Source organism: Streptomyces sp. Ncost-T10-10d, assembly GCF_900091955.1.
In the GTDB taxonomy this organism is placed as follows: Bacteria; Actinomycetota; Actinomycetes; order Streptomycetales; family Streptomycetaceae; genus Streptomyces.
Genome location: NZ_FMDF01000073.1, coordinates 47,186 through 68,142, shown reverse-complemented (window position 1 = coordinate 68,142; position 20,957 = coordinate 47,186). Strand labels below are relative to the sequence as shown.

Here is a 20,957-nt window from a genome sequence, read left to right as displayed (position 1 = left end):
GGACGCTCGACCCGTGTTGTTCGAGGCCCTGGCCGGTGTCAGCCGAGGAGGTGCGCGGCCAGTAGGTCGCCCAGTGCCTCCTCGTGCGCTGCCGCCGGGCCGAGGGAGAGCTCGATCTGTTTCGCCCAGGCATGGAAGCGGTGCAGCGGGTAGTCGGTGTCCGCGCCGAAGCCGCCGTGCAGATGCTGTGCCGTCTGCACGACCCGGCGGACACCGTCCGACGCCCAGATCTTCGCCACGGCAATGTCGCCCTCAGAGGGCAGCGCACCCCCAGTCCCGGTGGAGATCCGCCAGGCCGCCTGCCAGAGCGTCACTTCCATGGCCCGCAGGTCGATGTAACGGTCCGCGGCCTGTACGGCGACGGCCTGGAAGGTCGCGACCGGAAAGCCGAACTGCTCGCGCTTGCCGGTGTATTCACTCGTCATGGTCAGCACAGCCTCGCCCAGACCCAGCGCGAGCGCGCATGTCCCGGTGATGAGCAGGGCGCGCAACCACTGCCAGGCCCCGACAGCGTCGATCAGCGCACGGCTGTCGATCCGCACCGAATCCAGCCGGACCTCGGCGAACAGCTCACCGCTGGTGGAGACCTGCTCGGCGAGAGCGACGCCGTCGTGGGTGGGCCGGATCAGGGCCACAACGGCCCGGCCCTCGCCTGTGTGGGCAGGAACCGCGATCCAGTCCGCGGCCTGCGCCCACGGCACCCCTGACTGCACCCCGTCGAGCACCCAGCCCGCAGCATCACCGTCGGCGTTGCCAGGTTCGTCGCCAAGACCCTCGCCAGGCCGGTTGCTCGCGGGGGCTTCCCGCCGGGCGGTGACGGCGCGCTCGGCCGGATCGTGGCCGGTGCGGCCGTTGGCCCCGACAGTGAGGATCAGCTCGCCCCGGCCGACCCGGGGCAGCAGCTCGGCGGCCAGCCCTGCATCGCCGTAGCGCTGGAGCGCCATCGCGACCGCGCACGTCTCCAGCAGCGGCACCCGTGCAAGTACCCTGGCGGACTCGCGCAACACCAGACAGAGCGCGACGAGATCGAGCCCGGCCCCGCCATGCTCCGGCAGCAGCGTCAGACTCAGCAGGTCGCCTCCGGCGAGCCCGGCCCACAAAGGTCGGTCGATGTCCTCGGCCACCGCTCCCGGCACGAGAGCAGGGCTGGGTACCCCGTCGGGCGCAGCGCCCGAGAAGACCGCTCTCGCTGCCTCAGTGGCTGCCTGCTGTTCCTCGGTGAAGGTGAAGTCCACTGCCCTGGCCTCTCGCGAACCGCTGCTCCCGTAACCTGACCTGACGGATCGTCAAGATAGAACAGGTTCTACGAGAAGGGAACAGGAGAAAGGGGACGGAGAGGGGGCGCGGTCAGCGGTCGAAGTCGAGCTCCACCTCCGGAGTAACGGGATGCGATTGGCACGCCAGTACATAGCCGGCGCCCGTCTCGTCGGGCTCCAGCGCGAAGTTGCGGTCCATCCGTACCTCGCCCGAGACCAGGAACGCCCGGCAGGTCCCGCACACACCGCCCTTGCAGGCGTACGGCGCGTCGGAGCGGCTGCGCAGCACGGTCTCCAGCAGCGATTCGCCCTCCTGTACCGGCCATGTGCCGGAGCGACCGTCCAGGGTCGCGGTGAGGCTGCTGTGAGCAGGCGTTTCGGCCCGGGTGCGGGCCGGTGCGTTCGGGCCGTCGTCCACATGGAAGATCTCCTGGTGGATACGGGTGCGGTCGACGCCCAGGCCGTGCAGCGCGCGTTCGGCAGCCTGTACCAGTCCGAACGGCCCGCACAGATACCAGCCGTCCACCTCCGGCACGGGCAGCAGTGCGGGCAGCAGCTCGGTGAGCCGGTCCCCGTCCAGTCGGCCGGAAGGGAGACCTGCCTGCTGCTCCTCCCGGGAGAGCACCGTGACCAGCTGGAACCGGTCCGGATAACGGTCCTTGAGGTCGGCGACCTCGTCCAGGAACATCGTCGAGACCGCCGTCCGGTCGCTGCGGATCAGACAGAAACTGGCGTCGGGCTCCCGTGCCAGCAGTGTCGCCGCGATCGACAGCACCGGGGTGATCCCGCTGCCCCCCACGATCGCCGCGAAATGTCCGGCGCGGGGCGTGAGCACGAAGCGGCCCATCGGGGGCATCGACTCGATCAGGTCACCGACGGAGAGTTCCTTGAGCGCGTACGTGGAGAACGCGCCGCCGTCGACGAGCCGAATGCCCACCCGTAGCGCTGGATCCGACGGTTCCTCGGTGGCCGGGGAACAGATCGAGTACGAGCGGCGGATCTCCTCGCCGTCGACGCTGTAGCGCACATTGAGGTGCTGGCCGGGCTTGTGGCGGAAGGTCTCGCGCAGCTCGGGCGGCACGGCGAAGGTGACGGCCACCGAATCGTCCGTGAGCCGTTCGATCGCGCGGACCCGGAGCGGATGGAACATCTACAACTCCTTGAAGTGGTCGAACGGTTCGCGACACGTCACACAGCGGCGCAGTGCCTTGCACGCGGTGGAGGAGAACCGGCTCAGCAGCTCCGTGTCGGTCGACCCGCAGTGCGGGCAGCGCACCGAGAGCGTGAGCGGAACCGGGCCGCCTGCGGGGGCCGTCGCATTGTGCGGGCGCGGGGGCGCGATGCCGAACTCGGCCAGCTTGCGCCGCCCTTCTGCGCTGATGTCGTCCGTGGACCAGGCAGGCGAGAGCACGGTGACCACGGAGACTTCCGGTATGCCGTGGTCGTGCAGCACCCGCTCGATGTCGGCGGACATGGCCTCGATCGCCGGGCAGCCGGTGTAGGTCGGAGTGAGGCGCACCGTGACCTTGCCGGGGGCCACCACATCCACGCCCCGGAGCACCCCCAGCTCGTCCAGGGTCAGCACGGGCAGTTCGGGATCGGGTACGGAACCTGCCAGTCGGTGCAGCTCCTCCTCCAAGACCGTTTCGGTCACCATGACGCCCCCGGGTGGCTGCGATGCAGGTGCTGCATCTCGGCGATCATCCGGCCGAAGGGTTCGGTGTGGATGCCCTGGCGTCCCGCGCCCGCCGTCCATGCTCCGGACTGCGGGCCGGCCGGTACGATCAGCGTGGCCTGCTGCAGCACTGCGGTGACGGACTCCAGCCAGCCGCTGTTCAGCGACTGCCAGTCGATCTCCACGCCCTCGACGGGCTGGAACAGCTCGCCGGTGAACCGCCACAGGGCGTCGACCCCGCGCTGCATCCGCTCATGGCTCTCGGCCGTGCCGTCACCGAGCCGCAGCGTCCAGTGCTCCGCGTGGTCCTGGTGGTAGGCGACCTCCTTGACCGCCTTCGCCGCGAGCCCGGCGAACGGACTCTCACCGGCCGCCAGCTGCTCGTAGAGCAGTCGCTGGTAAGTGGAGAAGTAGAGCTGGCGGGCGATGGTGTGGGCGAAGTCGCCGTTCGGCTGCTCGACCAGTTGGACGTTGCGGAAGGCGCGCTCCTCGCGCAGATACGCCAGCTCGTCCTCGTCCCCGACAAGGGAGAGCAGCACCCGGGCCTGCCCCAACAGGTCCAGGGCGATGTTGGCCAGGGCCACTTCCTCTTCCAGTACGGGGGCATGGCCCGCCCACTCCCCCAGCCGGTGCGAGAGCACCAGCGCGTCGTCGCCCAGGGCGAGGGCCGCGGTCACAGGTGCTTCACCCCTTCCGGGATCTCGTAGAACGTCGGGTGCCGGTACGGCTTGTCACCGGCCGGCTCGAAGAAGGAGTCCTTCTCGTCGGGCGAGGAGGCCGTGACCTGTACGGACGGGACCACCCAGATGGAGACGCCCTCGGAACGGCGCGTGTACAGATCGCGCGCGTTACGCAGGGCCATTTCCGCATCCGGGGCGTGCAGGCTGCCCGCGTGGGTGTGGGACAGCCCGCGGCGCGAACGCACGAACACCTCCCACAGCGGCCATTCGGTCGAGCTGCTCATGCTGTTGCCTCCCCGTTCCGTACTGCTGTGTGCTTCTCGGCGTACGCAACCGCCGCGTCCCGGACCCAGGAGCCCTCCTCGTGCGCCCGGCGGCGCTGGGCGAGGCGCTGCTCGTTGCACGGGCCGTTGCCCTTCAGGACCTCCTGGAACTCCTGCCAGTCGATCGCCCCGAAGTCGTGCTGTCCACGCTCCTCGTTCCACCGGAGGTCCGGGTCCGGGAGGGTGAGCCCCAGCGCCTCGGCCTGTGGGACACAAATGTCCACGAAGCGCTGCCGCAGCTCGTCGTTGGAGTGCCGCTTGATCTTCCAGGTCATCGACTGCGCCGAGTGGGCCGATGCGTCATCCGGCGGGCCGAACATCATCAAGGACGGCCACCACCAGCGGTTCACCGCGTCCTGGGCCATCTCGTGCTGTGCCGGAGTGCCGCGGCTGAGGGTGAGCAGCAGCTCGTAACCCTGGCGCTGGTGGAAGGACTCCTCCTTGCAGATACGGACCATCGCCCGTGCGTACGGGCCGTAGGAGCAGCGACAGAGCGGAACCTGGTTGGTGATCGCGGCGCCGTCCACGAGCCAGCCGATCGCGCCGACGTCCGCCCAGGTCAGCGTCGGGTAATTGAAGATCGATGAATACCTCTGGCGGCCCGCGTGGAGTTTGTCGAGCAGTTCCTCGCGGCCGGTGCCGAGAGTCTCCGCGGCGCTGTACAGATAGAGCCCGTGTCCGGCCTCGTCCTGCACCTTGGCCATAAGGATCGCTTTGCGGCGCAGCGAGGGCGCTCGCGAGATCCAGTTGGCCTCCGGCTGCATTCCGATGATTTCGGAGTGGGCATGCTGGGCCATTTGCCTGACCAGTGAGGCGCGGTACGCATCCGGCATCCAGTCGCGCGGCTCGATGCGCTCGTCCGCCGCCACCGCGGCATCGAAGGTCGCCTCCAGGGCCTCGTCCGCCCCTTCGGGCCTGCCTGCTCCTGCCTGCGCTGTCTGGTCCGCAGTCACTGCCGTCATCCCGGACTCCCTACCGACCGACCGATCGTTCGGTTCAATGTCTTCAATGGTGAGTCGACGGCCCGTAGGGTGTCAACCCTGTGGATAACTGACCGGGGATCGACGGGGATCGGGGCGGGATGGATTCGTACGAGGACAGGGGTGTCGGGAGCGGGAGCGCCGGGCCAGGGCCGGGGCAGCGCGAGGACGCGTCGTCCGGCGCCGGTCGGGGGTCGGGTCAAGGTCCCCGTGTCGGCATGGCTGCCCTGTCACTTCCGTACCAGATCGTTGCCGCGATCGCACTGTCGGTCATCGGGCTGGTCGCCTGCGTTCAGCTGGCCATGGTGTTTCTGCACGTCGCACCCTCCAACACCCTGACCAAGCAGCACGGCAAGGCGGTCGACGACTGGATCTATCCCGAGTTCGAGCAGAACTGGAAGCTCTTCGCCCCGAACCCGCTTCAGCAGAACGTGGCCATTCATGTACGAGCTGAGATAGTCGGCGCCGACGGCCGCCGCACCACCCCCTGGATGAGTCTCTCCAGTGAGGACGGCCAGGCGATACGCGGCAACCTGCTCCCCAGCCATGTCCATCAGAACGAGCTCCGTCGCGCCTGGGACTTCTATCTCGGTTCCCATGACAACGAGAACCGGGCGAACGGCCTGCGCGGCGAGGCCTCCGAGCGTTACATCCGCCGCATCGCGATGCGGCGCCTCAGCGAACACGACTACGGCGGCACCGTCGAGCGCATCCAGATCCGTTCCGAGGTGCGGTCCGTCGGGGCGCCCGGATGGAGCGAGGAGAAGATCAGCACGAAGCCGTCCTACCGGGTGCTGCCGTGGTGGACCGTAACCCCTGCCGACCTTCCCGAGAACGCCAAAGGGGTGGACAAGTGAGCACGTTCACCTTCCACCGCAAGCTCGCCCGCGGCATCCAGCGCATCACTTCCTCGGCCCTGGGCCCGTACCAGACCGCCGTCATCCGGATCGGTTTCTCCGCCACCTATCTGCTGTTCCTGCTGCGGGAACTGCCGCACCGCCACGAGATGTACGGACCCGACGCGCCGTGGAACTGGGACATGGCGCATCAGCTCATATCGGGCAATCAGGCCTTCAGTGCGCTCATGTGGTCGGACAGCACGGTCTGGTTCGAGATCGTGTACGCGATTGCTCTGCTCTCCGCCGCGCTGCTGATGGTCGGCTGGCACACCCGCGCCATGTCGGTCCTCTTCATGATCGGTGTGCTCTCCCTGCAGAACCGCAGCATTTTCATGGGCGACGGCGGTGACAACGTCATCCATCTGATGGCGATCTACCTCGTGCTGACGCGCTGCGGGCAGGTCTGGTCGTTGGATGCACGGCGTGCGGCGCGCGCGGCGCGTGCTGTCCGTGTGGCGGATGCGGATGCGGAAGACGATGGTCCGCGGCGTTCGGTGCGGAGGGATGTGGCCGGGCAGGTCCTCTGGGTGGTACTCGGCCTGGTTCTGACCGTGGCCACTGTGACAGATGGCCTCGGCGGCACCTGGTGGTTGCCGGTTCTCTTCTGGATCCTCTGGGGCGGCCAGGGTGTCTGGTGGGCCGTGAATCGCTACGCGCCGCACAGCGAAGCGCGCACCCTGCTGGATGTCGTCGCCAATCTCGCCCACAACGCGACTCTCGTCCTGATCATGGCCGAGGTCTGTCTGATCTACTCGACGGCAGGGTGGTACAAGATCCAGGGTTCGCGGTGGCAGGACGGCACGGCGCTGTACTACCCGCTCAAGCTCGACTCCTTCACGCCCTGGCCCGGGCTGTCGGACATCCTCGCGTCCAGCAGTGTCATGGTGATGCTGCTGACGTACGGCACGGTCATCGTCCAGGTTGCCTTCCCCTTCACCCTGTTCAACAGGCGGGTCAAGAACATCCTGCTCGTCGCCATGATGTGTGAGCACGCCGGCATCGCCCTGCTGCTCGGGCTGCCGTTCTTCTCGATGGCGATGATCGCTGCCGACTCCGTCTTCCTGCCGACCGTCTTCCTGGTGTGGCTCGGCGGCCGGGTGACTCTCGGGCGGGAGCTGCTGTTCTCGCGCAAGGGCAAGGTGCCGGGGCAGCGACGTGCCGTCGATGACGTGGAGGCCCCGCAGCACAGCGACGACGAGGGCCATACGCTCGTCGGGTGAGTAGTGAGAGCGGCAGCAGTAGCAACACCGGTAGTACCGGCAGTACCGGCGGGGATTCGTCGACCGAAGAGTCCGGAGGGCTCGGACGCGAACCGTCCGTCGGATCCGTAGCGGCGACGGAACCCATGCAGTACGACGACGGATTCGGGACGGGGATCGGCGTCGGGCCGCATCCGCTGCCCTGGCCCGTGGACGAGCGGTACGACCCCGAGCTGCTTGCCCACGGCGACCGGCGCAACGTGGGCGACGCCTACCGGTACTGGACACGGGAGGCGATCGTCGCCGATCTGGATCTGCGGCGGCATGACTTCCATGTGGCGGTCGAGAACTGGGGCCATGACTTCAATATCGGCTCCGTGGTGCGCACCGCGAACGCCTTCCTCGCCAAGGAGATCCACATCGTGGGGCGGCGGCGCTGGAACCGGCGCGGTGCGATGGTCACCGACCGTTACCAGCATGTGCGGCACCACCCGGACGCGGAATCGCTGACCGCGTGGGCGGCGGCGGAGGGGTTGCCGATCATCGGGATCGACAATCTGCCGGGGGCGGTGCCGCTGGAGCGGACCGAGCTGCCGCGGCGGTGTGTGCTGCTCTTCGGGCAGGAAGGGCCCGGGCTGACCGAGGAGGCCCGAAAGCACGCGGCGATGGTGTGCTCCATTGCGCAGTTCGGGTCGACGCGGTCGCTCAATGCGGGGGCCGCGGCTGCGATTGCCATGCATGCATGGGTGCAGCGGTATGCGGAGATTCCGGGGGCGGGGCGGGAGTAGGGGCCGACCCTGGAGGAGGGCCGGCGTTCTGCGATGGGTGGGGCGGCGGATGTGGGCGTGCGTGGTGCCTGGGGGACGGGTCTGTTCCGCTACCCGCCCCCTCCCGTAACCGGGGGCTCCGCCTCCTCCCGGCCCCGCTCCTCAACGTCGGAGAGGCTCGCGGAGCCCGGAAGATGATTGGGCGGAGGAGTGGAGGATTACGCCTGGCGGCGGACTTCCACCATGCGGAAGCGGTTTGCTACGAAGGCTCCGTCACACAGGGCCGCGTTCGCTGCCGGGTTGCCGCCCGAACCGTGGAAGTCGGAGAACGCTGCGGTCTGGTTGACGTACACCCCGCCGGTCAGGTTCAGCGAGAGCTGGGCCGACTCTTCCATGCAGACGTCCTCCACCGCGTGCTCCACCTCCGGTGAGGTGGTGTACGCGCCCACCGTCATCGCGCCCTTGTCGCGGATCGTGCGGCGGAGCAGTTCCACGGCGGCGGCTGTCGAGTCGACCGCTACTGCGAAGGAGACCGGTCCGAAGCACTCCGACAAATAGTGCTCCTCGTCGTCGGGCTTGGTGCCGTCCAGTTTGACGACGACGGGGGTGCGGACCACGGCGCCGGGGAATTCCGGGTTGGCCACCTCGCGAGAGGGCAGGACGACTTCGCCGAGCTCCGCGGCTGCCTCCAGGCGGGCCTTCACATCGGGGTTGACCAGGGCGCCGAGCAGTGCGTTCGCCCGGGCGTCGTCGCCCAGCAGTCCATTGACCGCGGCGGCGATGTCGTCGACGACTTCGTCGTACGTCTTGTCGCCGGCATCGGTCGTGATGCCGTCCCGGGGGATCAGCAGGTTCTGCGGGGTGGTGCACATCTGACCGCTGTACAGCGAGAGGGAGAACGCCAGGTTGGCGAGCATGCCCTGGTAGTTGTCGGTGGAGTCGAGCACGATCGTGTTGACTCCGGCCTTTTCCGTGTAGACCTGGGCCTGGCGGGCGTTGGTCTCCAGCCAGTCGCCGAAGGCGGTGGATCCGGTGTAGTCGATGATCTTGATCTCGGGGCGGACCGCGAGGGTCTTCGCGATACCTTCGCCCGGCCGCTCGGCCGCCAGAGCTACCAGGTTGGGATCGAAGCCCGCCTCGACGAGCACCTCGCGGGCCAGCTGCACCGTGAGCGCGAGCGGAAGTACGGCGCGCGGGTGCGGCTTGACCAGGACGGGGTTGCCGGTGGCCAGGGAGGCGAAGAGGCCCGGATAGCCGTTCCATGTGGGGAACGTGTTGCAGCCGATCAGGAGCGAGATGCCGCGGGGTGCCGCGATGAACGACTTGTGCAGTTGAAGCGGGTCGCGCTTGCCCTGCGGCTTGGACCAGTCGGCGCTCTGCGGGGTGCGGATCTGCTCCTCGTACGCGTACGCCACCGCCTCCAGGCCGCGGTCCTGGGCGTGCGGGCCACCCGCCTGGAACGCCATCATGAAGGCCTGGCCGCTGGTGTGCATCACGGCATGGCCGAACTCATGGGTCCTGGCACTGATCCGCGCCAGGATTTCCAGACAGACCAGGGCCCTGGTCTCGGGGCCTGCCGCACGCCAGGCGGCCATGCCCGTACGCATCGCCGGCAGCAGGACGTCCAGGTCGGCGTGCGGATATTCGACGCCGAGCTCCGGTCCGTACGGAGAGATCTCCTCGCCCGTCCAGCCGTCGGTGCCCGGCTGGCCGAGGTCGAGCCGGGTGTGCAGCACGGCGTCGAAGGCCGCCTTGCCCTCGGCGGCGCTCAGGCTGCCGGGGGCTCCGCCCTCCCCGTATGCCTTCGGATGCTCGGGATGCGGGGACCAGTAGGCGCGCGTACGGATCGCGTCGAGGGCCCGGTCGAGCGTCGGGCGGTGCTTCTCGGAGAGCAGGTGCGGGGAGAGCTCGGCGGCCATGACGGACCAACTCCTCATCGAGCTGGGCAGGGACGGGCGGACAGAGTTAGAGTAACCGAACGATCGGTCGGGACAAGGGGGCCCGCCAAACCTGTGGACAACTCGTAGGGGAGGATCGCGGACATGACCACGGCCAAGCGGGACACGTACACCCCGGAGACTCTGCTCACCGTCGCCGTCCGTGTCTTCAACGAGCGCGGCTACGACGGCACGTCCATGGAGCATCTCTCCAAGGCGGCGGGCATCTCCAAGTCATCCATCTATCACCATGTCGCGGGCAAGGAGGAACTGCTCCGCCGCGCGGTCAGCCGGGCGCTGGACGGGCTCTTCGGAATCCTCGACGAGCCGGGAGCGACTCAGGGGCGTGCGATCGGGCGGGTCGAGTACGTCACCCGTCGCACCGTCGATGTGCTGATAGCCGAGCTGCCCTACGTCACGCTGCTGCTGCGCGTACGGGGCAATACGAAGACCGAGCGCTGGGCCATGGAGCGGCGGCGCGAGTTCGATCATCGGGTGACCGATCTGCTCAGGGCGGCGGTCGCGGACGGCGATCTCCGCTCCGACGTGGACATACGGCTGGTGACACGGTTGCTCTTCGGGATGGTCAACTCCCTGGTGGAGTGGTACCGGCCGCAACCGGATGGCGGCGTCGACGGGGAGCGGCTGGCGGACACGCTCGTTCGGGTGGCCTTCGAGGGGATGCGGTCCAGCCGCTGAGCCGTTGACGGCCGGACAGGCCCAGTCCACCATCCTTCGGCATGACCGCTGTCTTGCGCGCTCCTGTTCTGCGCGTTCCCGGGATCCTGTCCGCTGTCGTGCTGCTTGCGGCGGTGTCGCTGACCGGATGCGGTGGGGGCGATGGTGACGCAGGGGCCGGCGCGGACGGACGCGGCGGCCGGGGCGCGACCGAGGTCGCGGCGCCGGACGATTTCGGCTGTCTGACATCGGAGGAGGCGAAGGCTGCTTCCCTCACCTTCAAGTCCGCGGACGGGACCGAGACCGGCGCCTATGCGCCGGGCGGTGCGAGCGGCGGCGGGACCGGCGCGGGGATCGTGCTCGCGCACCAGTCCGACGGCACCGCCTGCCAGTGGAAGGACAAGGCCGACGAACTGCACCGGGCCGGCTATCGGGTGCTGGCGGTCAATTCGGCGGGCCAGGAGGTCTCCGAGATCGTCGGGGCGGCCGGGTACCTGCGCGGTAAGGGCGCGAAGAAGCTGCTGTTGATGGGGGCGTCCAAGGGAGGTACCGCCGTGCTCACCGCTGCGCCTGCCATACGGCCGCAGCCGGACGCGGTGATCGCGCTCTCCGCGCCGACGGTGTACTCCGCAATGAACGCTCTGGACGCCGTTCCGAAGCTGACCGCGCCGGTGCTCTACATGGCCGCCGAGTACGACGAGTCCTTCGGAGAGGATGCGAAGGCGCTGAACAAGGCCAGCACCAAGGCGTCGGAGCACAAGCTGATCCACATCAGGGGTGCGGGCGAGCACGGGGTGGCGCTGCTCGACAGCGTGAAGAACTGGGCCACGGTCCAGGCATTCTTCAAGAAGTACGGTTCCTGAAGAACTTCCGGTGCCGATGCGGATCACTGGTTCCCGTTCACCGGTTCCCGTCAGGTCAGCTCGGTGGGTTTGGCCGGGCCCGGGGCCAGGTCCGTCTCCTCGAACACCAGAAGTGTGCGGGTGGAGAGCACTTCGGGGATGGCCTGGATCCTGGTCAGGACCAGCTCGCGCAGCGACCGGTTGTCCGGGGTGTGCACCAGCAACAGGACATCGAAGTCGCCACTGACCAGTGCGATGTGCGTGGCGCCCGGCAGTGCCTGGAGCTGCTCGCGCACGGTGCGCCAGGAATTCTGGACGATCTTGAGAGTGATGTACGCGGAGGCGCCCTGCCCTGCCCGCTCATGGTTCACACGCGCGCTGAAACCGCGGATCACGCCGTCGTCGATGAGCCGGTTGATCCGGGCGTATGCGTTGGCCCGGGACACATGGACGCGATCGGCCACCGACCGTATCGAGGCACGGCCGTCCGTCTGGAGCAGTCGCAGGATGTCGCGGTCGATGGCGTCGAGCGGACGCGCGGGCGGAACCTGGCCGGGGTCCTCGCCCCCGTCGGCCATTTGTTCAGCTGACATGTGCCCCCGCCTCCCTGTCCTGGACGACCTGCCCCTATCCCAGGCTGTGGAGAACCGTTTGTCCACAGGCTGAAGGTGCCTGTAGCCAAAATGCGCTCGCGACCGAACAATCGGTAGGTGAGGCGCACCACATCAGTGCCTTGGACAGTGCTCGACATTTCGATGTATTTCGACACTCCTCGACATCGGACGATCCCCCGATGTCGCCAGACGCCGCTCGAAAACCCCTCGATGCCAGGAGGTGCTTGTCATGACGGTCCAAGAGCTGCCCGGCGCGGCTGCTTACCGGCCCACGCCGCCCCCGGCCTGGAAGCCGCTCACCGATCCCGCGCCGCTGCTCCCGGACCCCGAGCCGTACCGCGTGCTCGGCACGGATGCCGTGGCCGATGCCGACCCCGAACTGCTGCTGCGGCTCTACACGGAGCTGGTGCGCGGAAGGCGATACAACGCGCAGGCCACCGCTCTCACCAAGCAGGGCCGGCTCGCCGTCTACCCGTCGAGCACGGGGCAGGAGGCCTGCGAGATAGCGGCCGCGCTGGTGCTGGAGGAGCGCGACTGGCTCTTTCCCAGCTATCGCGACACGCTGGCGGCCGTGGCGCGTGGGCTGGACCCGGTCGAGGCACTGACGCTGCTGCGCGGCGACCGGCACACCGGTTACGACCCGCGCGAGCACCGCATCGCCCCGCTCTGCACCCCCCTCGCCACCCAGCTGCCGCACGCGGTGGGCCTGGCACACGCGGCGCGCCTCAAGGGCGACGACGTGGTGGCGCTGGCCATGGTCGGTGACGGCGGGACCAGCGAGGGTGATTTCCACGAGGCGCTGAATTTCGCGGCGGTCTGGCGGGCCCCGGTGGTCTTCCTCGTACAGAACAACGGCTTCGCGATCTCCGTACCGCTGGCCAAGCAGACCGCTGCTCCGTCCCTGGCGCACAAGGCCGTGGGGTACGGGATGCCGGGCCGGCTGGTGGACGGCAATGACGCGGCCGCCGTGCACCAAGTCCTCGGTGAGGCGGTCGCGCGGGCCCGGAGCGGTGGCGGTCCTACGCTCGTCGAGGCGGTGACGTACCGCATGGATGCCCATACGAACGCCGACGACGCCACGCGCTACCGCGGCGACGGCGAAGTGGAGGTGTGGCGTGCGCACGATCCCATCCAGCTCCTGGAGCGGGAGCTGACCGGACGGGGGTTGCTCGGCGACGACGGGATCGAAGAGGCGCGCGCGGCCGCGGAGCGGATGGCTGCCGCTCTGCGCGAGCGGATGAACGCCGATCCGGTGCTCGACCCGATGGATCTCTTCGCCCATGTCTACGCGGAACAGACCACGCAGCTGCGGGAGCAGGCCGCCCGATTGCGTGTCGAGCTGGAGGCCGAGCAGGGCCGGCACGGCCACGACGACCTGGAGGAAAGGCGATGACCACCGCAGCGGCACCGGCCGGAGAGCGGACGGCGAAGGCCAAACCCGCCACCATGGCGCAGGCGCTCGGGCGAGCGCTGCGCGACTCGATGGCCGAGGACCCGACGGTGCATGTCCTCGGCGAGGACGTCGGCACGCTCGGTGGGGTCTTCCGGATCACCGACGGTCTGGCGAAGGAGTTCGGCGAGGACCGTTGCACGGACACCCCGCTGGCCGAGGCGGGCATCCTCGGCACGGCCGTCGGCATGGCCATGTACGGGCTGAGGCCCGTGGTGGAGATGCAGTTCGATGCCTTCGCCTATCCGGCGTTCGAGCAGCTCATCAGCCATGTCGCAAAGATGCGGAACCGGACGGCCGGTGCCATGCCGTTGCCGATCACGGTCCGGGTGCCGTACGGCGGCGGGATCGGCGGGGTCGAGCATCACAGCGACTCCTCGGAGGCTTACTACATGGCGACGCCCGGCCTCCATGTCGTCACGCCCGCCACGGTCGAGGACGCGTACGGGCTGCTGAGGGCCTCGATCGCCTCCGACGATCCTGTGGTCTTCCTGGAGCCGAAGCGGCTCTACTGGTCGAAGGCGGACTGGTCGCCCGAGGCGCCGGTTGCCGTGGAACCGATCGGACGGGCTGTCGTCCGTCGGCCCGGGCGCAGCGCGACGCTGATCACGTACGGGCCGTCACTGCCGGTCTGTATGGAGGCTGCGGAAGCGGCCGTCGAAGAAGGCTGGGATCTCGAAGTCGTCGACCTGCGCTCACTGGTGCCGTTCGACGACGAGACCGTCGCCGCTTCCGTGCGGCGTACGGGGCGCGCCGTCGTCGTCCACGAGTCCTCCGGTTTCGGAGGCCCGGGCGGCGAGATCGCGGCCCGGGTCACCGAGCGCTGTTTCCACCATCTGGAGGCGCCGGTGCTGCGGGTCTCCGGGTTCGACATTCCGTATCCGCCGCCGATGCAGGAGCGGCACCATCTGCCGGGCGTGGACCGGGTACTCGACGCGGTCGCCCGCCTGCAGTGGGAGGCGGAGAGCTGATGCCCCAGGTATTCGAGTTCAAGCTGCCGGACCTCGGCGAGGGGCTCACCGAGGCGGAGATCGTGCGCTGGCTGGTGGAGGTCGGCGATGTCGTCGCCATCGACCAGCCGGTCGTCGAGGTCGAGACGGCCAAGGCGATGGTGGAGGTGCCGTGCCCCTACGGGGGCGTGGTGACCGCGCGGTTCGGCGAGGAAGGCACGGAACTTCCGGTCGGGGCACCGCTGTTGACGGTGGCGGTCGGGTCCGAGGGAGCCTTGGAGCCAGTGGGGCCGGCGGACTCCGGGTCGGGCTCGGGAGCTGAGGCTGGGGCGGTGGTATCGGCTGTGGGGCCGGGAGCCGGTTCAGGCGGGGCGGGTTCCGGGGCCGGTGAGGCGGAGGCGTCCGGCAATGTGCTGGTCGGGTACGGGACGGGCGCACCGGTGGCGCGCCGTCGACGGGTCCGTCCCGAGGCTATGGCGGCGTCTGTTGCCGCACATGTGACGGCTGCGGCTGCGGTTTCTGCGGCTGTTCCGGACACGGTGCAGGGGCCGGTGGCCGTCGTCTCCCCGTTGGTGCGCAAGCTGGCGCGGCAGCATGATCTCGATCTGCGGCAGCTGGCGGGTTCCGGGCCCGACGGGCTGATCCTGCGGGCCGATGTCGAATCCGCCATCAGGGCACTCACGGAGGGGGCAGCCGCTCCCACGCCGGCCTCGGCCGTCGCCGCGGTCTCGGTGCCCGAGTCGGTCCCGGCGGTACAGCCGTCGGTGCCGTTGGTGGCGCGGTCGGCTGCGAGTCCGGCCGTGGAGCGGATTCCGTTGCGCGGCGTACGGGGCGCGGTCGCCGACAAGCTGGCGCGCAGTCGACAAGAGATCCCTGATGCCACGTGCTGGGTCGACGCCGACGCCACCGAGCTGATGGCGGCCAGATCCGCGATGAACAGTGCCGGTGGTCCGGCCGCCGGGCCCAAGGTGTCGGTGCTCGCCCTGCTGGCGCGTATCTGCACCGCTGCGCTGGCCCGGTTCCCCGAGCTCAACTCCACGGTGGACCTGGAGGCGCGGGAGATCGTGCGGCTGCCGGAGGTCCACCTCGGGTTCGCGGCCCAGACCGAGCGGGGCCTGGTTGTCCCCGTCGTACGGGACGCGCAGGCCCGGAACGCGGAGTCGATCGGGGCCGAGATCGCCCGGCTGACCGAGGCGGCCCGGACCGGGCGGCTGACCCCGGCGGAGCTGACCGGCGGCACATTCACGCTGAACAACTATGGGGTGTTCGGAGTCGACGGTTCGACCCCGATCATCAACCACCCGGAGGCGGCGATGCTGGGCGTCGGCCGGATCGTGCCCAAGCCGTGGGTGCACGAGGGAGAGCTGGCCGTACGCCAGGTCGTCCAGCTCTCGCTGACCTTCGACCACCGGGTCTGCGACGGCGGTACGGCGGGTGGCTTCCTGCGCTACGTGGCCGACTGTGTGGAGCAACCGGCGGTGCTGCTGCGCACGTTGTAGGTGCCAAGGGGCGCAGGCTCCCGTTGATCCTTCACTCACTGATCCTGGATTGCGGACCGGGAGGACCAACGGGAGGCTGCGGCCCGCATACTCGGATGCATGACCGCGTATGACGCCATCGTTCTTGCCGGGGGGGCCGCCAAGCGGCTCGGCGGTGCCGACAAGCCTGGAATCCGGGTCGGTGGCCGGGCGCTGCTCGACCGGGTGCTGGCGGCCTGCGCCGGTGCCTCGACCACCGTGGTGGTGGGCGGGCGGCGGCCCACCGTGCGCGCAGTGACCTGGACGCGAGAAGAACCGCAGGGCGGCGGCCCGTTGGCCGCGCTCGACGCCGGGGTCCGGCGTACCGTCGCGGACTGGGTTCTCGTACTCTCCGCCGATCTGCCGTTCCTCCGGGAGGGCACGATCGGAGCGCTGCTGGCCGCCGCCGGTGAGGGGCAGCAGGAGGGGGCCCTGTGCACCGATCAGGGCGGTCGTGACCAGCCCCTCGTCGCCGTGTACCGTGCCGAACCACTACGCCGCGAGCTCGCCCTGCTCGCCACCGAGCACGGCAGTCTGTCCGGACTCCCCTTGCGGCTGCTGACGAATGAACTCGACCTTGCCCGGGTGGAGGCCGGCCCCCTCGCCTCCTTCGACTGCGACACCTGGGAGGACATTGCGTCGGCCCGGGCTCGGATCAGAGAGCATGGGACCGTGCTGGACGAATGGATCACCGCAGTCAAGAACGAACTGGGCATCGAACTCGATGTCGACACCGATGTCCTGCTCGATCTCGCCCGTGACGCCGCCCACGGCGTCGCCCGGCCCGCCGCGCCCCTGACGACCTTCCTGGTCGGGTACGCGGCGGCGAAGGCGAGCAGCGACGGCGACGGACCGGCGGCGGTGGCCGAGGCCGCCCGCAAGGCTGCCGCACTCGCACTTCGGTGGGCGGACGAGAACGAGACGCAATGACAGTCCGTAACGGCAGGTCCGACCCACCTCCGGCGGCCGACGTTGCGTCGACGGACGTCGGGCTCTCAGCGGACGTCGGGCCCTCGGCGGCCGACGTTGCGTCGACGGACGTCGGGCCAGCGGCGGACGTGGCGCCCCCGGCAGGTGTCGGGCCTTCGGCCCGTGACCGTCCGGCGTCGGCCGACCGAGGACTGGATGCGGACGATCGGCCATCGGCCACCAACTCATCCTCGACGGTCGGTTCGTCTTCGGCGGCCAACCCGTTGTCGGGGGGCGGCTTGTGCGCGGCGAGCGACCGTCCTGCGACGGCGGGTCGGGGCCCGAATCCGCAGGAGTTGCGGGCTGCCGAGGAGGACCGGGCTGTTGAACAGGCCCTCGCTCTGGTCGGGCGCCAGTCGTCAGGTGAGCTCCACCCCGCACGTCGGCCTCAGTCCGCGGATCAGCTCCACTTCATGGACCCCGGGTCCTCGGGGCAGTCGAACGCCACGGACCGGCCCCACCCCACGGAAAGATCTGCGTCCGCATCCCAGTCCCCGCCCCAGTCGCCGAACCGGAGCGACGACCGGCCCCACGGGCGTGACCGGCACAGGCGGGCTGCAGCCTGGCGGGAGGCGCGCGCCCTCGCCGCGCGGTCGGGCCGGAACGCTCCCGTCCGCGTGCGGCGACTCCCCCTCGATCATGCGCTCGGACACGTGCTCGCCGAGCCGCTCGTCGCGCTCACCGACCTGCCGTCCTTCGACACCTCCGCCATGGACGGCTGGGTCGTCACCGGACCGGGTCCGTGGACGATCCGCGAGGTCGAAGAAGCAGGAGAGGAGAAGAGTTCCGGGGACACGGGTGCGGGGCGCCCAGGCCAGGATCTGGGCATCCTCGCCGGGCACAGCACCCCCGCCACGCTCCCCGACGGCGACGCCGTACGGATCGCCACCGGCGCCCGCATCCCGGCGGACGCCAACGCCGTGATCCGCAGCGAACACGCTCACGTGGACGAGGCCAGGGGGCTGCTCCACGCGAAGCGGCGGGTGCTCCCGGGACAGGACATCAGGCCTCGTGGTCAGGAATGCCGTTCCGGCGATCAGCTCCTGCCCGCCGGGTCCTTGGTGACGCCCGCTGTTCTCGGTCTGGCCGCCGCTGCCGGGTACGACGAGCTCGTCACTGTCCCCCGCCCTCGCGTCGATGTCCTCGTCCTCGGTGACGAACTGCTGACCAGCGGTCTGCCGCACGACGGGTTGATCCGCGACGCGCTGGGCCCGATGATCGGCCCCTGGGTGCGAGCGCTGGGCGCTGAGGTCTCCGCCCCGCAGCGCCTCGGCGACGATGCCGCGGCCCTCCGGCGCGCCCTCACCACCTCGGACGCCGACCTGGTCATCACCACCGGCGGTACCGCCTCGGGCCCCGTCGACCACGTCCACCCGGTCCTTGCCGAGATCGGGGCCGAGTTGCTGGTCGATGGCGTCACGGTCCGCCCCGGTCACCCGATGCTGCTGGCCAGGCTCAAGACGGAGGGGTCGGACGCGGGCCCGTATCTCGTCGGACTGCCCGGCAATCCCCTGGCCGCCGTCTCCGGGCTCCTCACACTCGCCGAGCCATTGCTCCGCGGTCTGGCCGGCCATGCGCCGGAGACGCCGTACCGGGTCGTCGTGCGGGACGAGGTGCACGGGCACCCCCACGACACCCGCCTGGTGCCTGTCGTCCACCGCGCAGGCAGTGCCGGCGACAGCGTCGGCTGCCTCAGCGACACGGGAACCGGCAGCGGCGCCGAGCACGTCGTACCGCTGCACTACAACGGTCCGGCGATGCTCCGAGGAATCGCCGCGGCGGACGGGCTGGCAGTCGTACCACCGGGCGGGGTACGGTCCGGCACCGAGGTGGAGATCCTCGATTTGCCGTGGGCCTCGGCGACGCCGTGGACGGAAGGGTGTTTCACGTGAAACTTCCCGGCCACGATGCGATGGCCAGGCGCGCCGACGAGCATGTCGCGCCCACGCGGGTGGAGCTCCCGCGCAGGGTCGTCCAAGGACCGGCGCGGCAGGTCGCCAAACGGCTGATGATGGCGTTGATAGTGCTTGCCGTCACCGTGCTGATCGTCTGGCTCGACCGCGGTGGATATCACGACGCCGCCGATGACAACGTCGACCTGCTGGACGCGGTGTACTACGCGACGGTCACGCTCTCCACCACCGGCTACGGCGACATCACCCCGTACGGGGACAGTGCCCGGCTCACCAATGTGCTGCTCGTGACACCCCTGCGGGTGCTCTTCCTGATCATCCTGGTCGGCACCACTCTCGAGGTCCTTACGGAACGGACCCGGGAGGACTTTCGGCTGAAGCGTTGGAGAACCAACTTGCGTGACCACACCGTTGTCGTCGGCTTCGGCACGAAGGGCCGTTCGGCCATCCAGACCCTGCGGGCCACCGGCCTGAAGAAGGAACAGATCGTCATCGTCGACCCGGCGACCAAGGTGATCGAGATCGCCAACGCCGAAGGGTTCGTGGGTGTGGTCGGCGATGCGACGCGCAGCGAGGTGCTGTTGCGGGCAGAGCTCCAGAAGGCGCGTCAGATCATCATCGCCACCCAGCGCGACGACACGGCGGTGCTGGTGGCGTTGACGGCGCGCCAGCTCAACCGCGGCGCGAAGATCGTGGCCGCGGTGCGCGAGGAGGAGAACGCCCCGCTGCTCCGGCAGTCCGGCGCTGATGCTGTGATCACCAGCGCCAGCGCGGCGGGCCGGCTGCTCGGCCTCTCCGTCCTCAGCCCCAGCGCGGGCACGGTGATGGAGGACCTGATCCAGCAGGGCAGCGGTCTCGATCTCGTCGAACGACCGGTGATAAAGGCCGAGGTGGGCAAGAGCGTCCGGGAGACCGACGATCTCGTGGTCAGCGTGTTGCGGGGGCATCGGTTGATCGGATACGACGATCCGGCTGCCAGTCCACTGCAGTTGACGGACCGGTTGATCACCATTGTGCGTGCCTCGAACGAACCACCGCCGGGCAACCCTGCTACGGGCACGCCGCGCCCGTAGCAGGACATCGCGCCGCACCTGTGGCCCAGGCATCGCGTCGGCACGGTTCGCTTCCGTCGGCCCGGCCCGCCGGCCACGGTGTCGCCCGGCCCGCTCTCATCGTGTCGCCCGGCCTCCCGGAGTCATCACGTCGCCCGGCCCACGCCACGGAGTAGCCTCGCCGGCATGTATGCGATCACGATCCCCGAACCCGGCGGCCCCGAAGCGCTCGTATGGGCCGAGGTGCCAGATCCGGTGGCCGGCGAGGGCGAGGTTCTCGTCGATGTCGTGTCCAGCGCGGTCAATCGAGCCGATGTGCTGCAGCGGCAAGGGTTCTACAGCCCGCCGCCCGGCGCCTCCCCGTACCCGGGCCTGGAGTGCGCGGGCCGCATCTCGGCGATCGGGCCCGGTGTCACCGGCTGGTCGGTCGGCGACGAGGTCTGCGCGCTGCTCGCAGGCGGCGGTTACGCGGAGAGAGTCGCCGTACCCGCCGGGCAGTTGCTGCCCGTACCAGACGGAGTCGACCTGGCTCTGGCGGCGGCGCTGCCCGAGGTGACGGCCACGGTCTGGTCGAACGTGTTCATGGTGGCCCATCTGCGCCCTGGCGAGACGCTGTTGGTGCACGGCGGGTCCAGCGGCATCGGCACGATGGCGATCCAGCTCGCCAAGGCCGTGGGCGCAACCGTCGCGGTGACCGCGGGCGGACCGGAGAAGCTCGCGCGCTGTGCGGAGCTCGGGGCCGACATCCTGATCGACTACCGGGAGCAGGACTTCGTCGAGGAGCTGCGCAAGGCGACGGACGGGGCCGGTGCGGATGTGATCCTCGACATCGTCGGTGCGAAGTACCTGGACCGGAACGTGAAGGCACTTGCCGTCAACGGCCGGCTTGCCATCATCGGCCTCCAGGGCGGTGTCAAGGGCGAGTTGAATCTGAGTGCCCTCCTGAACAAGCGGGCCGCCATCACCGCCACCTCGCTACGTGGCCGTCCGCTCGCCGAGAAGGCCGCCATCGTCGCTGCCGTGCGCGAGCACGTCTGGCCGCTGATCGCCGACGGTGTCGTCCGGCCGGTCGTGGACCGCACGCTGCCGATGTCCGATGCCGCCGAGGCTCACCGGGTGCTGGAGTCCAGCGCACACATCGGGAAGGTGCTTCTGCAGACCCCCGCGGGCTGACGCGCGCCCCCGCCGAGCACACGCAACGGGCCCGGTACACAGGTCGTCGACCATGTGTGCCGGGCCTCGGTGTTGCTACGTGA

General features: G+C 69.5%; 20 protein-coding genes. 12 read left to right on the top strand and 8 right to left on the bottom strand.

Annotated elements, in window-relative coordinates:
• Positions 1 to 38 precede the first annotated feature (38 nt).
• The 6 genes from GA0115254_RS10535 to paaA form a co-directional block, all read right to left on the bottom strand.
• Complete coding sequence (locus GA0115254_RS10535) at positions 39 to 1,235, bottom strand: acyl-CoA dehydrogenase family protein (RefSeq protein WP_093895014.1); 1,197 nt, start codon at positions 1,233 to 1,235, stop codon at positions 39 to 41.
• Between the two features lie 112 nt (positions 1,236 to 1,347).
• Positions 1,348 to 2,406, bottom strand: a complete 1,059-nt coding sequence (locus tag GA0115254_RS10530; protein ID WP_093895013.1) for a 2Fe-2S iron-sulfur cluster-binding protein — start codon at positions 2,404 to 2,406, stop codon at positions 1,348 to 1,350.
• Positions 2,407 to 2,913, bottom strand: coding sequence for a 1,2-phenylacetyl-CoA epoxidase subunit PaaD (gene paaD / locus GA0115254_RS10525; RefSeq protein ID WP_093895012.1), 507 nt, complete (start codon positions 2,911 to 2,913; stop codon positions 2,407 to 2,409).
• The gene (paaC, locus tag GA0115254_RS10520; RefSeq protein ID WP_093895011.1) at positions 2,907 to 3,608 is read right to left on the bottom strand and encodes a 1,2-phenylacetyl-CoA epoxidase subunit PaaC; all 702 of its coding nucleotides are present in this window, start codon (positions 3,606 to 3,608) and stop codon (positions 2,907 to 2,909) included. Before paaC ends, paaD begins: the two co-directional genes overlap by 7 nt.
• Complete coding sequence (gene paaB / locus GA0115254_RS10515) at positions 3,605 to 3,895, bottom strand: 1,2-phenylacetyl-CoA epoxidase subunit PaaB (protein ID WP_072487546.1); 291 nt, start codon at positions 3,893 to 3,895, stop codon at positions 3,605 to 3,607. Before paaB ends, paaC begins: the two co-directional genes overlap by 4 nt.
• Positions 3,892 to 4,896, bottom strand: a complete 1,005-nt coding sequence (gene paaA, locus GA0115254_RS10510) for a 1,2-phenylacetyl-CoA epoxidase subunit PaaA (RefSeq protein WP_093895010.1) — start codon at positions 4,894 to 4,896, stop codon at positions 3,892 to 3,894. Before paaA ends, paaB begins: the two co-directional genes overlap by 4 nt.
• A 119-nt stretch (positions 4,897 to 5,015) precedes the next feature.
• Between paaA and GA0115254_RS10505 the strand changes: the two genes are divergently transcribed.
• From GA0115254_RS10505 to GA0115254_RS10495, 3 genes are all read left to right on the top strand, one after another.
• Entirely contained in the window at positions 5,016 to 5,771 is a 756-nt protein-coding gene (locus tag GA0115254_RS10505; RefSeq protein ID WP_093895009.1) for a DUF5819 family protein, read from the top strand.
• The gene (locus tag GA0115254_RS10500; RefSeq protein ID WP_093895008.1) at positions 5,768 to 7,033 is read left to right on the top strand and encodes an HTTM domain-containing protein; all 1,266 of its coding nucleotides are present in this window, start codon (positions 5,768 to 5,770) and stop codon (positions 7,031 to 7,033) included. Before GA0115254_RS10505 ends, GA0115254_RS10500 begins: the two co-directional genes overlap by 4 nt.
• Before the next feature lie 125 nt (positions 7,034 to 7,158).
• Positions 7,159 to 7,800 (top strand): TrmH family RNA methyltransferase, encoded by a 642-nt coding sequence (locus tag GA0115254_RS10495; protein ID WP_093895007.1) that lies wholly within the window; start codon positions 7,159 to 7,161, stop codon positions 7,798 to 7,800.
• Between the two features lie 197 nt (positions 7,801 to 7,997).
• Here the strand turns inward: GA0115254_RS10495 and paaN are convergent, their stop codons facing one another.
• Positions 7,998 to 9,698 carry a phenylacetic acid degradation protein PaaN gene (gene paaN / locus GA0115254_RS10490; protein WP_093895006.1) on the bottom strand — a complete coding sequence of 567 codons (1,701 nt, stop codon included), beginning with the start codon at positions 9,696 to 9,698 and terminating at the stop codon, positions 7,998 to 8,000.
• Between the two features lie 123 nt (positions 9,699 to 9,821).
• On the opposite strand from paaN, the gene GA0115254_RS10485 reads away from it, so the two are divergent.
• Positions 9,822 to 10,415, top strand: a complete 594-nt coding sequence (locus GA0115254_RS10485; RefSeq protein ID WP_093895005.1) for a TetR/AcrR family transcriptional regulator — start codon at positions 9,822 to 9,824, stop codon at positions 10,413 to 10,415.
• Positions 10,416 to 10,456: 41 nt separating this feature from the next.
• Complete coding sequence (locus GA0115254_RS10480) at positions 10,457 to 11,257, top strand: alpha/beta hydrolase family protein (RefSeq protein ID WP_093895004.1); 801 nt, start codon at positions 10,457 to 10,459, stop codon at positions 11,255 to 11,257.
• A gap of 50 nt (positions 11,258 to 11,307) precedes the next feature.
• Here GA0115254_RS10480 and GA0115254_RS10475 read toward each other — a convergent pair whose 3' ends face one another.
• Positions 11,308 to 11,814, bottom strand: coding sequence for an Lrp/AsnC family transcriptional regulator (locus GA0115254_RS10475; protein ID WP_093895003.1), 507 nt, complete (start codon positions 11,812 to 11,814; stop codon positions 11,308 to 11,310).
• Between the two features lie 265 nt (positions 11,815 to 12,079).
• Between GA0115254_RS10475 and pdhA the strand changes: the two genes are divergently transcribed.
• The 7 genes from pdhA (at position 12,080) to GA0115254_RS10440 (ending at position 20,874) form a co-directional block, all read left to right on the top strand.
• Complete coding sequence (pdhA, locus tag GA0115254_RS10470) at positions 12,080 to 13,243, top strand: pyruvate dehydrogenase (acetyl-transferring) E1 component subunit alpha (RefSeq protein ID WP_093895002.1); 1,164 nt, start codon at positions 12,080 to 12,082, stop codon at positions 13,241 to 13,243.
• Positions 13,240 to 14,271 carry an alpha-ketoacid dehydrogenase subunit beta gene (locus tag GA0115254_RS10465; protein WP_093895001.1) on the top strand — a complete coding sequence of 344 codons (1,032 nt, stop codon included), beginning with the start codon at positions 13,240 to 13,242 and terminating at the stop codon, positions 14,269 to 14,271. Before pdhA ends, GA0115254_RS10465 begins: the two co-directional genes overlap by 4 nt.
• The gene (locus GA0115254_RS10460; RefSeq protein WP_093895000.1) at positions 14,271 to 15,749 is read left to right on the top strand and encodes a dihydrolipoamide acetyltransferase family protein; all 1,479 of its coding nucleotides are present in this window, start codon (positions 14,271 to 14,273) and stop codon (positions 15,747 to 15,749) included. The genes GA0115254_RS10465 and GA0115254_RS10460 overlap by 1 nt, the downstream gene beginning before the upstream one ends.
• Positions 15,750 to 15,848: 99 nt before the next feature.
• On the top strand, positions 15,849 to 16,697 hold the full coding sequence (locus GA0115254_RS10455) for an NTP transferase domain-containing protein (RefSeq protein ID WP_093894999.1): 849 nt from the start codon (positions 15,849 to 15,851) through the stop codon (positions 16,695 to 16,697).
• A gap of 263 nt (positions 16,698 to 16,960) precedes the next feature.
• On the top strand, positions 16,961 to 18,628 hold the full coding sequence (locus tag GA0115254_RS10450) for a molybdopterin molybdotransferase MoeA (RefSeq protein WP_093895159.1): 1,668 nt from the start codon (positions 16,961 to 16,963) through the stop codon (positions 18,626 to 18,628).
• Complete coding sequence (locus tag GA0115254_RS10445; protein ID WP_093894998.1) at positions 18,586 to 19,722, top strand: potassium channel family protein; 1,137 nt, start codon at positions 18,586 to 18,588, stop codon at positions 19,720 to 19,722. The genes GA0115254_RS10450 and GA0115254_RS10445 overlap by 43 nt, the downstream gene beginning before the upstream one ends.
• Positions 19,723 to 19,887: 165 nt before the next feature.
• Positions 19,888 to 20,874, top strand: coding sequence for an NAD(P)H-quinone oxidoreductase (locus GA0115254_RS10440; protein WP_093894997.1), 987 nt, complete (start codon positions 19,888 to 19,890; stop codon positions 20,872 to 20,874).
• Positions 20,875 to 20,957 lie beyond the last annotated feature (83 nt).

What these genes read in the sequence shown, in the direction of transcription:
- pdhA (WP_093895002.1), top strand. Translation starts at nt 12,080, where the DNA reads ATGACGGTCCAAGAGCTGCCCGGCGCGGCTGCTTACCGGCCCACGCCG.
- paaA (WP_093895010.1), bottom strand. Translation starts at nt 4,896, where the DNA reads ATGACGGCAGTGACTGCGGACCAGACAGCGCAGGCAGGAGCAGGCAGG.
- GA0115254_RS10530 (WP_093895013.1), bottom strand. Translation starts at nt 2,406, where the DNA reads ATGTTCCATCCGCTCCGGGTCCGCGCGATCGAACGGCTCACGGACGAT.
- GA0115254_RS10465 (WP_093895001.1), top strand. Translation starts at nt 13,240, where the DNA reads ATGACCACCGCAGCGGCACCGGCCGGAGAGCGGACGGCGAAGGCCAAA.
- paaD (WP_093895012.1), bottom strand. Translation starts at nt 2,913, where the DNA reads ATGGTGACCGAAACGGTCTTGGAGGAGGAGCTGCACCGACTGGCAGGT.
- paaN (WP_093895006.1), bottom strand. Translation starts at nt 9,698, where the DNA reads ATGGCCGCCGAGCTCTCCCCGCACCTGCTCTCCGAGAAGCACCGCCCG.
- GA0115254_RS10460 (WP_093895000.1), top strand. Translation starts at nt 14,271, where the DNA reads ATGCCCCAGGTATTCGAGTTCAAGCTGCCGGACCTCGGCGAGGGGCTC.
- GA0115254_RS10475 (WP_093895003.1), bottom strand. Translation starts at nt 11,814, where the DNA reads ATGGCCGACGGGGGCGAGGACCCCGGCCAGGTTCCGCCCGCGCGTCCG.
- GA0115254_RS10455 (WP_093894999.1), top strand. Translation starts at nt 15,849, where the DNA reads ATGACCGCGTATGACGCCATCGTTCTTGCCGGGGGGGCCGCCAAGCGG.
- paaB (WP_072487546.1), bottom strand. Translation starts at nt 3,895, where the DNA reads ATGAGCAGCTCGACCGAATGGCCGCTGTGGGAGGTGTTCGTGCGTTCG.
- GA0115254_RS10495 (WP_093895007.1), top strand. Translation starts at nt 7,159, where the DNA reads ATGCAGTACGACGACGGATTCGGGACGGGGATCGGCGTCGGGCCGCAT.
- GA0115254_RS10480 (WP_093895004.1), top strand. Translation starts at nt 10,457, where the DNA reads ATGACCGCTGTCTTGCGCGCTCCTGTTCTGCGCGTTCCCGGGATCCTG.
- GA0115254_RS10485 (WP_093895005.1), top strand. Translation starts at nt 9,822, where the DNA reads ATGACCACGGCCAAGCGGGACACGTACACCCCGGAGACTCTGCTCACC.
- GA0115254_RS10505 (WP_093895009.1), top strand. Translation starts at nt 5,016, where the DNA reads ATGGATTCGTACGAGGACAGGGGTGTCGGGAGCGGGAGCGCCGGGCCA.
- GA0115254_RS10440 (WP_093894997.1), top strand. Translation starts at nt 19,888, where the DNA reads ATGTATGCGATCACGATCCCCGAACCCGGCGGCCCCGAAGCGCTCGTA.